Source organism: Trichocoleus sp. FACHB-40, assembly GCF_014695915.1.
In the GTDB taxonomy this organism is placed as follows: Bacteria; Cyanobacteriota; Cyanobacteriia; order Cyanobacteriales; family FACHB-T130; genus Funiculus; species Funiculus sociatus.
In genome coordinates this window covers 1-14,909 of the sequence record NZ_JACJPF010000115.1, presented here as the reverse complement: position 1 = coordinate 14,909, position 14,909 = coordinate 1, and the positions used below count along the sequence as shown (strand labels likewise).

At 47.3% G+C, this 14,909-nt stretch carries 11 protein-coding genes and 4 pseudogenes; 8 read left to right on the top strand and 7 right to left on the bottom strand.

Annotation, left to right across the window (positions count from 1 at the left end):
- Window positions 1-166 precede the first annotated feature (166 nt).
- Window positions 167-559 carry a tyrosine-type recombinase/integrase gene (locus H6F63_RS27885; RefSeq protein WP_199295164.1) on the bottom strand — a complete coding sequence of 131 codons (393 nt, stop codon included), beginning with the start codon at window positions 557-559 and terminating at the stop codon, window positions 167-169.
- A 60-nt stretch (window positions 560-619) separates the two neighbouring features.
- On the opposite strand from H6F63_RS27885, the gene H6F63_RS27880 reads away from it, so the two are divergent.
- Complete coding sequence (locus tag H6F63_RS27880; RefSeq protein WP_190421864.1) at window positions 620-1,351, top strand: DUF3427 domain-containing protein; 732 nt, start codon at window positions 620-622, stop codon at window positions 1,349-1,351.
- A gap of 393 nt (window positions 1,352-1,744) precedes the next feature.
- On the opposite strand, the gene katG is transcribed toward H6F63_RS27880, so the two are convergent.
- A complete protein-coding gene (gene katG / locus H6F63_RS27875; RefSeq protein ID WP_190640528.1) occupies window positions 1,745-3,973 on the bottom strand; it encodes a catalase/peroxidase HPI in 2,229 nt (742 codons plus the stop codon).
- 365 nt (window positions 3,974-4,338) lie between these two features.
- Window positions 4,339-5,841: a Rieske 2Fe-2S domain-containing protein gene (locus tag H6F63_RS31230; RefSeq protein ID WP_190640527.1), complete on the bottom strand. Its 1,503-nt coding sequence runs from the start codon at window positions 5,839-5,841 to the stop codon at window positions 4,339-4,341.
- Window positions 5,842-6,004: 163 nt separating this feature from the next.
- Here H6F63_RS31230 and H6F63_RS27865 point away from each other — a divergent pair, with 163 nt between their 5' ends.
- The 4 genes and pseudogenes from H6F63_RS27865 to H6F63_RS27850 all read left to right on the top strand — a co-directional run bounded on the left by H6F63_RS27865 (window position 6,005) and on the right by H6F63_RS27850 (window position 8,568).
- Window positions 6,005-6,625, top strand: a complete 621-nt coding sequence (locus tag H6F63_RS27865; RefSeq protein WP_190640537.1) for a DNA-3-methyladenine glycosylase — start codon at window positions 6,005-6,007, stop codon at window positions 6,623-6,625.
- Window positions 6,626-6,779: 154 nt separating this feature from the next.
- Window positions 6,780-7,955, top strand: a complete 1,176-nt coding sequence (locus H6F63_RS27860) for a hypothetical protein (protein ID WP_190640526.1) — start codon at window positions 6,780-6,782, stop codon at window positions 7,953-7,955.
- A gap of 32 nt (window positions 7,956-7,987) precedes the next feature.
- Window positions 7,988-8,224: pseudogene (locus H6F63_RS27855) on the top strand (element excision factor XisH family protein).
- Between the two features lie 14 nt (window positions 8,225-8,238).
- Window positions 8,239-8,568, top strand: a complete 330-nt coding sequence (locus H6F63_RS27850) for a XisI protein (RefSeq protein WP_190640525.1) — start codon at window positions 8,239-8,241, stop codon at window positions 8,566-8,568.
- A 119-nt stretch (window positions 8,569-8,687) separates the two neighbouring features.
- Here the strand turns inward: H6F63_RS27850 and H6F63_RS27845 are convergent, their stop codons facing one another.
- Window positions 8,688-10,052 carry an aminotransferase class V-fold PLP-dependent enzyme gene (locus tag H6F63_RS27845; RefSeq protein WP_190640524.1) on the bottom strand — a complete coding sequence of 455 codons (1,365 nt, stop codon included), beginning with the start codon at window positions 10,050-10,052 and terminating at the stop codon, window positions 8,688-8,690.
- A 119-nt stretch (window positions 10,053-10,171) separates the two neighbouring features.
- Window positions 10,172-10,888, bottom strand: a pseudogene (locus H6F63_RS27840) (pirin family protein); the annotation flags it as partial.
- A gap of 90 nt (window positions 10,889-10,978) precedes the next feature.
- Here H6F63_RS27840 and H6F63_RS27835 point away from each other — a divergent pair.
- The 3 genes and pseudogenes from H6F63_RS27835 (at window position 10,979) to H6F63_RS27825 (ending at window position 13,149) form a co-directional block, all read left to right on the top strand.
- Window positions 10,979-12,010, top strand: a pseudogene (locus H6F63_RS27835) (transposase).
- Between the two features lie 43 nt (window positions 12,011-12,053).
- Window positions 12,054-12,449, top strand: coding sequence for a PAS domain-containing protein (locus H6F63_RS27830; protein WP_199298327.1), 396 nt, complete (start codon window positions 12,054-12,056; stop codon window positions 12,447-12,449).
- 322 nt (window positions 12,450-12,771) lie between these two features.
- Window positions 12,772-13,149 (top strand): hypothetical protein, encoded by a 378-nt coding sequence (locus tag H6F63_RS27825; RefSeq protein WP_190640523.1) that lies wholly within the window; start codon window positions 12,772-12,774, stop codon window positions 13,147-13,149.
- A gap of 288 nt (window positions 13,150-13,437) precedes the next feature.
- Here the strand turns inward: H6F63_RS27825 and H6F63_RS27820 are convergent, their stop codons facing one another.
- Window positions 13,438-14,022 (bottom strand): TIGR00730 family Rossman fold protein, encoded by a 585-nt coding sequence (locus H6F63_RS27820; protein WP_190640522.1) that lies wholly within the window; start codon window positions 14,020-14,022, stop codon window positions 13,438-13,440.
- A gap of 546 nt (window positions 14,023-14,568) precedes the next feature.
- A pseudogene (locus H6F63_RS30270) lies at window positions 14,569-14,796 on the bottom strand (transposase); the annotation flags it as partial.
- Window positions 14,797-14,909: the final 113 nt, after the last annotated feature.

Here is a 14,909-nt window from a genome sequence, read left to right as displayed (position 1 = left end):
AGTTTCCGACTAGAGTGAATTGCCAAGCTAAAGACCGGATATTTTTGCGTGCAATAACGCATTTAAATAAGTCGTGATTAGTCTTTAAAGATTGCCCATTAATGACAAATTTTGATGCTTTGTAAATGAAGTTTTAATTCTTCAGTGATACTTTCAGGTAGCATCGTTACTCGACTTTCATTTCCTTTGTATCGCGCACAATAATTTGTTGTTGAGCAAAATCAACATCTTTAAGGCGCAAGTTTAAACCTTCACTTAAGCGTAAACCAGTGCCATAAAGCAACTTAATTAAAAGTTGATATACGCCGGATAACTTTTGAATAATTGCTAAAACTTCATCTTTTGTCAAAACGGTTGGTAAATAGTTAGATTTCTTTGCACGAACTGCATCGACTTTCAAATCTAAATCTTGTTTTAATACCTCTTTAATACCTAAATAAGCGGATAAAAAAGAAGTTTTCCGTAGATTCAGGCAAGAATTCATTATAATGCTTGATGTATTAGGATTGAGAAAAAGATTATACGGAAAGTTTCCGTATAATAAATAGTTAGGCTGCATAGATTGTCTGTAAGGCTGGTATTTCGAGCGCATCTGTTAGGTGTTTAAGGTTACTCATTTATGCCATATTCGTTTCAAATTGGGCATAGCTACACAAGGCGTGATGTTTACCGAGCAATTGGAATCCCTGAAGATACTCGTGGAGGAAATTGGGATACAGGATATGCGCGTCATGGTAATGATTGGTTTATCTTCTGCAATGTTGGAACCTCTGGACGAACAGGACATGACTATGCCAATAAATGGGTAGGGGATCGACTGGAGTGGTATGGAAAAACTAATTCACAATTACACCATCCATCTATTCAGTCCATGTTGAGCTTAGATAGTGATACCTATATTTTCTGGCGTGAAAACAACCAACAACCTTTTATCTTTGCTGGAATTGGGAATGCAGAAGAAGTTGAAGATATAACACCTGTCAAAATCATTTGGGCATTTGCGACAGCAATATTCCCTGATGAGATTCCTGCATCTGCAATACTACGAGAGGGGGCAGTGTGTAAAGTATCAGTCAACGCTTATGAACGTAACCCAGTTGTTAGACAGCAATGCATTAAACACTACGGCACAAGTTGTTATATTTGCGGCTTTAACTTTGGGAAAATATTTGGAAAATTAGGAGAAGGTTTCATTCACGTTCACCATCTCAGACCCCTTTCTGAGATTCGTGAAGAATACGAAGTTAATCCTGTGGAAGATTTACGTCCCGTATGTCCTAATTGCCATGCCATGATTCATCGACGTTCCCCACCACTTAGTATTGAAGAAGTTAAGGTTTTAATCACATAGTTAACACGCGAGGCAACCTAACACGTCACGGCAGCGGACGGACGAAAGCTACTGGTGCTGAATTCAAGTTCATCTACCGCCGCTGCGTTTTGCCGTTATGCTTCGGAACAAGTAGCGATGTACATCAAGAGGTTAGATTTACTCTGCATGCAGCTGCACATAACGTTGTGGACAGCTATTTTATATATTGGATTTTCTGTGTGCTTTGGGTCATGTTAACGATCGCACAATTAGGCACCAACAAGAACCTAATTGCAGTTTTTAAGCAGCTTTGCATCAAGGTATAAAGCCGAGAGCGGCGTTTCAAGAAAAGTTGAAACGCCGCTCTCATTTTTGTCTCTGGCTTCTACTCGCGTTCAAAATTACTGCAAGTTAGCGTAGCTGATACTAGGCTTAAAAACTCCTCGCAGAGGTTTTCGCTAAGACTGTGCGAAGGTCATAGCGATCGCAGTTCATCACCTTGTCCCACGCCGCCACAAAGTCATTGACAAACTTCTGCTGTGAGTCCACACATCCGTAGACTTCTGCAAGGGCGCGGAGTTGAGAGTTTGAGCCGAAGATGAGGTCAACACGGGTAGCACTCCACTTAAGTTCACCCGTTTTGCGATCGCTCCCCTCAAACTCATACTCATCTTCAGAAGTCGCCTTCCACGTCGTGCCCAGGTCGAGCAGGTTCACAAAGAAGTCATTGGTCAACGTCTCTGGCCGATCGGTGAAGACGCCGTGTTTAGAGCCTCCAAAGTTTGCACCCAGGACGCGCAAGCCGCCCACGAGAGCCGTCATCTGAGGGGCTGACAGGGACAGCAACTGCGCCCGATCAACCAGCAACTCCTCAAGCGATTCGCTGTGTTTGCCGCTAGTGTAGTTGCGGAACCCGTCTGCGGTTGGCTCAAGTGGAGCGAAGGACTCGACATCGGTTTTCTCTTGCAACGCATCCGTGCGTCCCGGCTTAAAAGGAACCGTCACGTCGTGACCGGCATTTTTCGCCGCTTGCTCAATGCCCGCACATCCGCCCAGAACGATCAAGTCAGCAATCGAAACCTTCTTCCCGCCGGACTGCGAACTGTTAAACTCCTGTTGGATTCCCTCCAGGGTTTGCAGCACTGTTGCCAACTGCTCTGGCTGGTTAACTTCCCAATCCTTCTGCGGTGCAAGACGAATACGCGCCCCGTTCGCTCCACCGCGCATATCGGAGCAACGGAACGTTGATGCTGATGCCCAAGCGGTCGAAACCAGTTGAGAAACAGTCAGTCCTGAAGCAAGAATCTTGGCTTTGAGAGTGGCAATGTCCTGCTCATCAATCAATTCATGATCGACTGCCGGGATGGGATCTTGCCACAAGAACTCTTCCTGAGGAACCTCTGGACCAAGATAGCGCGATCGCGGTCCCATGTCGCGGTGGGTCAGCTTGAACCACGCCTTGGCGAACTGCTCTGCGAACTCATCCGGGTTATCGTGGTAACGCTTCGCAATCTGGTTGTAGATGGGGTCCATCTTCATCGCCATGTCCGCCGTGGTCATCATGGGGGCGTGCCGTTTTGACGGGTCGTGTGCGTCGGGCACCGTACCCGCACCAGCATCGCCCTTGGGCTTCCATTGCCACGCGCCAGCGGGACTCTTCGTCAGCTCCCAGTCATATTTGAACAGAGTTTCAAGATAGCTGTTGTCCCACTGCGTCGGCGTGGGGGTCCATGCGCCTTCGATACCGCTGGTGATCGCATCGACACCGACACCCGTGTTGAAGGCGTTCTTCCAGCCGAGGCCCTGATCGATAATGGTGGCACCCCCAGGATCGGCACCTAAGTGCGTCGCCTCGCCCGCACCGTGACATTTGCCAAAGGTATGTCCACCAGCGGTGAGCGCGACCGTTTCTGCATCGTTCATCGCCATCCGAGCAAAGGTCTCGCGAATATCGCGCCCTGAGCCGACCGGATCGGGTTCGCCGTCTGGTCCTTCCGGGTTGACGTAGATTAGGCCCATCTGAACAGCGCCGAGGGGATTCAGGAGCACCCGATCTTCTTCGTAACGCTCATTGCCGAGCCAGGCTTTCTCAGAACCCCAGTAGATGTCTTCCTCTGGCTGCCAGACATCCACGCGCCCGCCGGCAAAGCCTAACGTCTTGAAGCCCATCGACTCAAGCGCGCAGTTGCCGGCGAAGATCATGAGGTCGGCCCAGGAGATTTTCTTGCCGTATTTCTGCTTGATGGGCCAAAGCAACATACGCGCTTTGTCGAGGTTGGCATTGTCAGGCCAACTGTTGAGCGGCTCAAACCGCTGGCTACCCGAACCCGCGCCGCCGCGACCATCGCCAATCCGATATGTGCCAGCGCTGTGCCAAGCCATCCGGATGAAGAGCGGCCCATAATGGCCGTAGTCGGCTGGCCACCAGTCCTGGGAGGTGGTCATCAGCTCGAAGATATCTGCCCTCAAGGCAGCTAAGTCAAGACTATTGAACTCCTGAGCGTAGTTGAATTCCTCACCCATAGGATTGGCCTGGGGGGTGTGCTGGTGGAGGATGCTCAGATTCAAATAATGCGGCCACCAGTCTCGGTTTGAGGGCATATGACGAGGCTGAGATTTCTGACCGCCGCCCGTAAATGGGCATCCGCTTTGGCTGCTCATAGTATTTTCCTATCGAGATGTGTGGTGTAAATTTGTTTGATGTACTGCGGGTATTGCCAACAAATAGCACATAGTAATTACTGGAATAATCGATGAGCAAATAATCGAAGAGAAATATAATCAACGTTATGATTTGAAACAATGAATTTGTGATTTGCAACAATTAGTTAGTTATCAATAACCCAAGAGTGCGATACCGTTAGCGAAGCGGCACGTAGTCCAGCGCTGCTGTATTCCCCCTACAGCCCTCCCTTGCATCCTACAGCAGGCGTCACCGAAGCGTCGCGCAGATGGCAACTCTATTAGGTTTGTTAAGTCACTACCACAGCGTACTCATTGCGATCGCACTCACTCTAGTTGATATATCAGTGATTGTGAGCGTGTTCAAACTCATAAACATAGAAGAGCCGACTGAATTTCTTAAGCAGGTATCCTACTATTGCAAATAGGATTGCACTCCCCAGCGCCAACCAAAATCCGGTAGGAGGGACAACCGTTAAAACAGAGGTTGCTGTTTGTTCTATAGGTGCTGCCGCCACCTTCATCGCCACAGCGCGTGCATCCACCATTACGCCTAGACCAAAACACACCACCGCAGCTACATAAGCCAACACAGAGAGACGGTTAATATTTTTCAGGGCATCCTGGCAAACCTGGCAATGTTGTGTATGGGTTGCCCACACATCAAACAACTTCTGCTTGTCTCGCTGGGCTGAGGGAAGCTCCGAATTACATCCTGAATCCCAAGGGATACCACCTCCGGCTCTTTTTGAGAGCCATTGACGAAAGGCAATGACCATCTTGTCTTGGGAATTGGGCGTATAAACAGCATCCAGCCATCTGTCCTTGCCCCGTTTGGCTAGAATCTTCTCCTGGTAATGGAGAAACACCGCATCCTGATGCAGAAACAGGGAACCCAACACATGACCTAACCAAATGGGCATGGGTAGGCCAAAGACTCCTAAGCCTTTCGGTCTTTTCCCCGCCTCATTCTTCACAAACACCTGGCCTCCAATATGACGGCACCATCCGGGACGAGTCGGACTGGCGTATAAAGCCAGGATGAGCTTCCCGCCATCTTTAAAGGTTGAGACAATTCTCATATGGCAGGGCGGTTGAAAGTCGTGAACCACTTGCTCAATGGTTGGAGCTGTGGGTGTGATTGCAAAGGAGAATCCTTCCTGAGTAGACATCTCCCGGATGCGAGGCATGTCGTAGTACTTGGCATCCTTGTACCGACTGCCGACAATGCCGTGGTGGGAGACAGGCACATGGGCAGGATCTGCCACATTCTCCATGAAAAAGTCCCATCCATAGGGGAGGTCGCGCACATTCCAAAAGAGCTGCACTACCCTGTCGGAGTCCTCCTCAAGCTCTGGAATAATTCGCGGTGCCCTTGATTGACTTTCAACTTGTGCCTCTTGACCTGACTCAGCCCATACCCACAAAAGACCTTGACGTTCCTGCGTCGGATAGACAACAGCACAGGACTTTTTGTTTGAGCAGTGCTTCGCCTCAGTCTGCTTATCTATGGACTGGGGAATGCTGACGCAGTTTCCCTCAGAATCAAAGCGCCAAGCGTGGTAGGCACATAAAAGGGTGCCATCCGATTCAACACGACCTTCCGAAAGTGGGGCTAGTCGATGGGGACAAAAATCTTCAAAGCAACGCCATTGACCAGAGCCATCCCGCCACAAGACAATATCTTTTCCTAGCAACTGTATGGCATGGGGACGAGATGGGTCTAGGAAATCTACAACGGCTACTGGATACCACTGCTTTGTCCATTGGAAAAGTTCTTTCTCTTCCTCGTTAGATTGTTCAACAGCGTCACCTATATCCCCTTGTAAACTGGTCTGGGTAGTCACAGGTACTCCTTGGTCTTCTTAAGCGCGCATTCGCCTTCTTAATAAATTTTAGTGCAGGTATTTTTCTGGGTAACGTTAGGGTGAAGAAGTTACATTGAGTTTCACTTCGTTAAATTACCGGAGTGTTGGTAACAACAGCTTCTACGTTTTTAGTAATAGCGTGATGAATTACGCGATCGCGATTGACTTTCTCAAGGATTCCGACCCTATCCTGGGACGACTCATTGACCAAATTGGTGCGTGTCAACTGAACCAGTACGAGTTGGAAGGAGACTTGTTCTTTTGCCTATCCCGGTCAATTCTCCACCAACAACTTTCTACCAAGGTGGCTAAAGTCATCCACGAAAGGTTTCTCCAGCTTTACCGGGACACTCCGTTTCCTTCAGCACAAGATGTCCTCGACACGCCAGATGAAGTCCTCCGAGGCGTGGGGATTTCACGCCCTAAAATCTCTTATATCAAAGACTTGGCACGTCATGCGAGCGACGGATTGCCCACGCTTGAAGAGTTGGAAGTCATGGACGATGAGGCGATTATCAAGACTTTAACGCGGGTCAAAGGCATCGGACGCTGGACTGTGCAGATGCTCCTGATTTTCCGTCTCAAGCGCTGGGATGTTTTGCCCGTGGATGACTTGGGTGTACGTGCAGGTATTCGGAAAGTCTACAATCTTGAGGCACTCCCTGACCGCAAGACAACAGAACGCTTCGGACAAAAGTGGAAGCCTTATTGCAGTATTGCCTCGTGGTATTTGTGGCGCAGTTTGGAGCTAAAGCCAGTTTGAGGACTGCTGCCAAAAGGGGGGAAGATGCGATCGCATGAAAGGGTGGTGCTAAAGGCGATCACTTCCACTACTAATCCTCCACACTATCAGTGCGATAGTAAATATGTACTATATTGATGTTAATAGGTAAGATTTCGTATTCAATCTCAAACCAATGGATAAGATAAGAACCCTTGCTGCCAATATGTCAGTTGTCTTCAACCTTGATGGTTTGCATCTAAAAAGATTTCTAAAGCACAAAATCTCGTCAGTCTACTCATTTATTGAGAGCATTCTACTTCATGACGAAATCATCATTCCTATTCAAGACTATTTATCTGTTGCTGCCTTGCTCCACCTACTTGGTGAAGATATTGTTATTGAACTACTTGAGCTGGGCTTGTTAAAATTTGTTCGTCTTAAAGGCGTAATGCTATATATCCGTGGTTCTGAAGAAGATGGTAATTTAGTCGCTCTGGAGAGTGTAGGCAACCCACCAGTAGCTAACAGCGCTCCTAAGAGTCAAGCTATCAATGCTGCATTCAATGTACTGACTACAGAAGTAAAAAATCGAGACTTACTTTTAAGGTTATTAATGCAGGCTACTGAAGAAGTGACAATGGGTTCTATTGTTGATGAGATTCGTGATGAAACGTATCAAGATATTCAAAGAACTCCGCTCTGGCGTGATTTTTACTCATTGGGGGATACACAACTGAAAAAATTCCCTGGGCTTGAGCCTATGGAGGCTCGAACTTTAGGGCCAAATAGTAAACCTAAGAAGGATGTTATTGATGCACTATTATCTATAGCACTTACAAATATTGAACTTCGTTTAGCCCAGAAGTTAGGGTGTATTGATTCTTCTACTGCTAGTCCTGTAGGACGAGTTTTAAAACTCAAATTTCAAAGAAATCTCAAATATTTTGAGTCTGAAAAAGCATTTGCAGATTTACGTGAAATTGCAGCAGTTACTAATATCGGAGAAGCTGTTTTAAAAGATAAATCTTTGTTTTCGTACCTACTTAAGCTAAGACAATCTCGTAATGGAGAAGAATTTCGTCAATGGTTTCACAAAAATTGTCGAGAGGACAAAAAAAATATTGCATCTGAATATAACAAACTTATTCGTGAAACTCCGATAATTCAATCTAAAAAAAGTCGTATTCTTCGATTTGTCGTGACATCTGCGCTAGGATGTATTCCAGGAATTGGTCCATCACTCGGACTTGGTGCTGGAGCAGTAGATAACTTTTTTGTAGATGAGTTGCTTAAAGGTAATTCTCCAAAATTCTTCATTGAGGATCTCTACCAATTTGATGGTGCTTCAAAAGGTTTTGGAAAAAACTAGCAGAGTTCGATGAATTTAATAATGCCAGAAAAATTTGCTCTATTGCTGTAGAGATTAAGAGCTTTACACGGGCATCTGATATGAAAGATTTAGAAGATGCATTAGGTTAATTTGTCCTTTACGCCCGTTTGCTAATCCGTTATGCCCCAGAGCGAACACTCTATCTTGCAGTTACAGAGGAAATACGCAAAACAGTTTTTGGAGAAGAAGCAGGTCAAATCCTGATTGAGGATGGCATCATCCGCCTCATCATCTTCGATCCTACATAGGAGGTCATTGTCCGATGGATTCCCTAAACGCTAAGTATCGGTCTGTTGTAGAGCAAGTACTGAGAGACTATGCCGAATTTCTCGGTAATGATGAAGTTCAGATGGAACTCGTATTTGAGCGGGAGCGTGATCGCTATCTCCTGGTAAAAACAGGTTGGCATGATGGCGATCGCATCTATGGCACATTACTGCATATCAATATTATCGATGGCAAGCTCTGGATTCAACACGATGGAACAGAGGAAGGGATTGCCAATGAATTAGTTGCCGCAGGAGTTCCAAAAGATACCATCGTCTTGGGATTCAAATCAGTCGGACGGCGTAAGGAGTTTGCAGTTTCTTAGTCTGTATAGCCCTCGTTTTAGAGATTCAGATTAGGTGATGGAGCATTGCCTTGGACGCTCTAGGCAATTAAATCCGGTATGCGATCGGCTACGAGTAAAACCGTAGGCAATCGCTCATCCTAAAATTCACCAGAACAATATTTCCCAGCTACTCGCAGCATCGCTGCCAAACTCTTTTCCACGTCAGCATCCGTTGTTGCCCAAGACGAAACACTAATTCGCATCGCCGTCTGTCCTTGCCAAACCGTACTGCCACACCAACAAGTCCCCTCGGCTTGAATATCAGCAATCACCCGATGGGTCGTTTCTGCATCCCCAAAAGACACTAAGACTTGATTCAACACCACATCGTTGAGAATGAGATAACCAGCCGCTTTCAACTCCTTGGCAAAGTGTCTAGCATAGCGACAAGTCCGCTCAATTAAGTCTGCCAAACCAGAACGACCGAGCGATCGCAATGCTGCCCACACCTCAACGCCACGCGCACGCCTCGATAATTCAGGAGTATAGTCTGACGGGTTGCGCTGGTCGCTGACGGTGGGTAAATACTCCGCAGTAATCGCCATTGCCGCTTGCAACGCAGAGGCATCGCGAACAAACGCCAATCCACTATCATACGGCACGTTCAACCACTTGTGAGCATCTGTCGCCCAAGAATCTGCCTCTTCCATACCAGTCGTGAGGTGCGCCAACGATGGAGTAGCGGCTGCCCAGAGTCCAAATGCGCCGTCTACATGCACCCAGGCTCCGACTTCCTTGGCGCGATCACAAATCTCTCCAACTGGATCGCACGCGCCTGTATTCACATTTCCGACTTGGGTACAGATAATCGCCGGACGAGTAAGGGGTGGAATGGCGTCCGGACGCATCCGCCCCTGTCCATCAACAGGCACTTTCACCACTCGGTTTCGACCTAATCCCAGCAATCCTAACGCTTTCAACAAGCTTGGGTGTACTTCCTCGCTGACGGCAACGGTAATCGGTGGCGCACCGAACAACCCTTCTGCTTCTACATTCCAACCTTCCCGTTCGAGTACAGCGTGGCGGGCGGCGGCTAATGCGGTAAAGTTAGCAACAGTTGCTCCCGTAACGAAAGCACCACCGCACTCGGCGGGGAGATGCAGTACGTCGAGGAGCCAGCGCAGAGATACCTGTTCTAGTAAGGCTGTGGCTGGAGTGATGCGGTAGAGTCCGCAATTTTGATCCCACGCGGCGGCTAGCCAATTGGCTGCCAAGGCGGCAGGCAGAGAACCACCCGTGACAAATCCGAAGAAGCGGGAACCTGCTTGTGCCATTGATGCGGGTGAGCCAATTTCATCGAGTAGTTGCAAGACAAGTTCGGGTTCGACAGGCTCATTGGGGAGGGGTTGATCAAACTGGATGAGGTTAGCGATCGCTTCCTCTGCTGGCGCAACGTTACGAGCGTCTAAGCCTTCAAGATAGCGAATCGCGAATTTGGCCGTTGTTTCCAAGAGTTTTCGCATATCCTCTTCCTTCCATACACGGGGCTAAACAATCCCGCATAAGCGAGCATAGCGCTGCTGGAATGATTTTTGGATGCAACAAGCTGCCGTCGCGCCTAAATAGGAATAAGCTGCTCCTTTTACATGGGTTGTTCAGGCAGCGAGAGGGGTTCTTCAGGCAGCGGGATAAACTCGGTTTCATGTGGAACCTGCTCAAACCGTCCGTTCTTCCAGTCCGCTTTCGCTTGCTCAATGCGATCAAGGCGGCTAGAAACAAAATTCCACCACTTATGTCGCTCTCCGACAGGTTCACCACCTACCACAATGCAACGAGCGTCAGCTTTCGCACTAATGCTCACAGTCTGATTGGGATTCAGTACAATCATTCGTTGTGGCTCCAGCGGTTCGCCATCTATGCTCAGACCGTTTGTAACGCTGTAGACAGCTTGCTCACTATAGTCCGGAGGCAGCGTGAACTGGGTTCCACTCGGCAGTTGTACATCAAGGTAAATCATCGGCGAGAACGTTTGAACGGGTGATGTGCGACCATAGGCCTGCCCTGCAATCAGTGTGATTTCGACACCCCCATCTTGCCAAACGGGGATGTCAGTAGCTGGGTAGTGACGAAACCAAGGTTCAGTCTCCTCATGTTCCTCTGGAAGTGCAAGCCACGTCTGGATGCCATGTAGCCGTCTTTCGCGACTCCTCTCTGCGTTGGGCGTTCGCTCCGAATGAACAATGCCACGACCCGCAGTCATCCAGTTCACTGCTCCGGGATGAATTTCTTGAACAACCTTGAGACTATCGCTATGGAGCAGCACCCCTTCAAACAAGTAAGTCAGTGTTGCTAAATTGATCAGGACTTACGCAAGACCGCTATGGGTAGGGTCTAGCCAAGGCAGAGAATAACCAGTACAAGCTCCATTGCTCAGAGCGATCAATCTTTCATGACCTTTAGCAAACTAGATTATTGCCAATACTTACTGAGCACTCAGACCAACTTCACACTGACTCACTTAGCGGAGCACTTGCAAACGTTCAGTCATGACACGATTAATCGCTAAGAGAGTGGGGAGAAGCTCACCCCTCGGTTGTTGTGGGAGAATGTCAAACCGCTGATGGTTAGCGACCAGGATGGATATCTGTTGTTTGATGACACGGTGTTAGACAAACGGTTTAGCCAGTCGATTGAATTGGTCAGGCGGCAATACAGTGGCAACGAGCATCGGGTGATTCGAGGCATTGGGCTGATTAGCTGTGCCTATGTCAATGTCAAAAGTGGGCAGTTTTGGGTGATTGACTACCGCTTGTACAACCCCGATGGAGACGGTAACAGCAAGCTTGACCATGTGGCCCAGATGCTGCAAGGGGCAGTGTATGCCCCTTGCAGTTGCCGTTTAGCACAGTTTTGATGGACAGTTGGTACGCTGCCAAGAAACTGATGGCGCTGATAGAAGGGTTGGGTAAGGTGTACTACTGTCCGCTGAAGACCAATCGGTTGGTAGACGATAGTGACGCTAGCGAACCCTACAAGCGTATTGACCAACTCCAGTGGAATGCCATTGAACCCAAGTGTGGCAAGCTCATCAAAATTCGTGGATTTCCGAAAGACAAAAAGGTGAAGCTGTTCCGTGTCATTGTCTCTACCGACAAGGCGGAGTATGTTGCAACCAACGACATCACTCAAAATTCGACGGACGACAGGCAACAGGTGTGTGCCGTGCGTTCAGATTAAGCAGTTTCACCGCGAACTCAAGCAGACGACGGGCATTGAGGCGTGCCAGTGTCGCAAGCAACCGATTCAGAGGAACCATATTGCTTGTGCCTTGCTGGTTTGGACAAGGTTGAGACAGTTTGCAGATGCGATGGGAACAACCGTATATCAACTCAAGACGCGGTTGCTATCGAACTATTTGATTGAGCAATTGAAGTCACCTACCCTGCCCATGCGATTGAGCAGTGCCACCCCTCATATCTAGTGCCTTTGCGTAAGTCCTGTCTGTCTTAGAAAGCGTCAGCCTGTTGTCTGGAACCGAAACGTTTGCATTTGAAAACCGCTATCGGCACAAAGACGGCTCCTACCGCGGGTTGCTCTGGAGAGCGCAGCCCTCCTTAGAAGAACGTGTGCTTTACGGAGCGGCGGTAGACATTACCGATCGTAAACAGGCAGAAGTCGCCCTGCGTCAATCTGAAGAACACTATCGTAGATTGTTTGAGTCAATCGACGAAGGCTTTTGCACCGTTGAAGTGCTATTCGATGCAGATGGCAAGCCGGTCGATCACCGCATTTTGCAAGCGAATCCAGCATTCCAGCGACAGGCCAGACTTTCTAATCCAGACGGTAAAACAGCAAGCGAACTTGCACTAGGACTGGAACAGTTTGGCGATCGCTCTAACTGCCTACGCTGGAGATTTTAACCAGCAACAAGCACTACAAGCTGGATTCCAACAACATCTCTCAAAACCTATAGAACCAGAGAGGTTAGTTAAAGAGATATCACGTTTAGTCAATCACACCTAACGTAGTGATACGACTGCAATTAATTTTCGATGCTGTTTCTACCCTAACTCTTATAGCTGGGATATTTTTTTATCTTTCCTTTGCTCCAATTGGTACTAAAGACATAAAAATTCTAATTGACAAACGACCATTTACAGACAAGTTTCTCCTGGTTCGGCAGGAGGTCAGAAATCTAGATAGCGATCGCTCTACCGAATTCGGAGCACCGAACTCGGTAGAGTGTCGGAAGTCGAAGCAGCGATCGCGCTCTGGGATCTTCGGCATGAGACTACAGCAGGTTTATTCAAATTTTCCCTAGAACTAAAGGTTCGCGATCTCACTCCTGATGGGAGAGTTTTTGAGTTTAGCAAGCATATTATTGGTACATCAGCTCAATTCCGCCTCAATGGGCTAGATGTGCTAGAGATTGATGCTCTCCGCATTGCCAAGGGCGTTTCGTTGCAGATTTCCTTACTGGTGATAGAGTGGTTTATCTTAGTTTTCAGCCGCTTAAATGAGCGATCGGCTTTCCAATCTTTCATTTATCTCTTTTCACAGCCAGCTCCATTACTGCTGCGATTCAAGCTATGTAGGTTGGGTGGTAAAACCTGGATATAAGGATGTAGAAACGGATCGGACAGCAGGGCGATCGCCAGTTGAGAAATGTATGTATGACGACTTTCAGGAAAATCCTCCCTCAACTCCAATCGAGGGTTCTAGTTTTATCGATCAGGATTCCTGAAACTCTGCCAAAAATGCGATCGCCAGTCGGGAAAGTCGTTTAATGACGATATAGAAACAGATCGGACACCAGTGCGTCATGCACGACGCGACAAGCATGACAGCCCTTTTCGACAAGCCACATGACGGAATTAAGCAACTAAAGTTTAGCTCACTTTATTGACTTTATAATTGTGCTCGATCAATCCACTTAGGTAGTATGGGTATCTCAAACTCATCTAGTTTACTGATTAGCTCTACAGGATTTTTCTCAGCTATAAAAATTTTCCTGTGTTCTGAGCGAATAAATTTTTCCTCTGTTGCATGATCTAAAAAGCAGAGAAGGTTATCATAAAAGCCTTCAATATTTAAAAGCCCACATGCTTTTCTGTGGAATCCAAGCTGAGTCCATGTTGCCACCTCACAGAACTCCTCTAATGTTCCTAATCCTCCTGGTAAAGCAATAAAAGCATCAGATAAATCGGACATCAGTGATTTGCGCTCATGCATTGATTTTACAATTCTCAGCTCGCTCAACCCAGTATGTGCAACCTCTTGATCTACCAAAACTTGCGGAATTACTCCGACAACTTTCCCGCCAGCAGCAAGTGCAGAATTAGCGACAGCACCCATTAAACCTGTATTTCCTCCGCCATAGACAATTGTTATTTGGCGCTGTACAAGCTCAATGCATAGCTGCTGTGCAGCTTGAAGATAGCTATCACGAGTTCCCAGGTTTGAGCCGCAATAAATGCAAACACTTTTCAACATTTCTTAGCTCCTCCACACACTCACCCTGCTATACGACTTTTTTTTGAACATTTTTAGTTAATTAGCACTACTTCCCCGTCTAGAAATCGAGCAGCATAACTATATTAAGTGTCAGATTCGCTGGATAAAATTATTTCTACCACATATTATCCAGTTATTCAGTAAATCTACGGGATAATCCTTAATTTTTAAGGAATTAAACAGGATATCTGATGGTTAAGACCGTAGTTCCAGGGTGCTATCTAGCAGGTTTGATGGTTAATCCGGGAGATTAGGATGTTATCGGTCAAATATGCTGGATAACACCCCAGAATCGTAACCGTTCAGGAGTTCACAAAGAATTAAGGGTTTCGGGCAATCAATCAGTTAATCTAGATCCTATGAGTGACGTACCTATGATCGCTATTGGTGGTATCAACATTCCCAAAGCCGATTAGGAAGGGACTAACGCAAGCGTGGTGGATAACCCGGCCATAAATCTCAGATTAGCAAATACGCTTTTAGCACGTTCCTGCCAAAGACTTAGCGGCATAACTTGTTTAGGACTTACGCAAGAGTCATTTGAACGGACGGATGCTTGAGTTGTTCAATCAAGTAGTCCGAGAGCATTCCATGCTTAATCTGATAGACAGTTTTACCCGTTGGGTAGGCGATCGTCTTGAGACGACTCCAAACCAGTAAGGCACAAGCAATATAGTAGCTTTAAATTCGTGCCTTGCGGCATTGGCAGGCTTCAGCTCCAGTTAACTGTTTGAGTTCTCGGTGAAACTCCTCGGGAGCATCCCGGTTTTGTAAAACTACTATCAAGAGAGGATAATAGGTAGAGCGTCAACAGAAGTGTGAACTGCATTCGTAGGAGGAGCGGCTATGACCCCTGAACAAAAGGA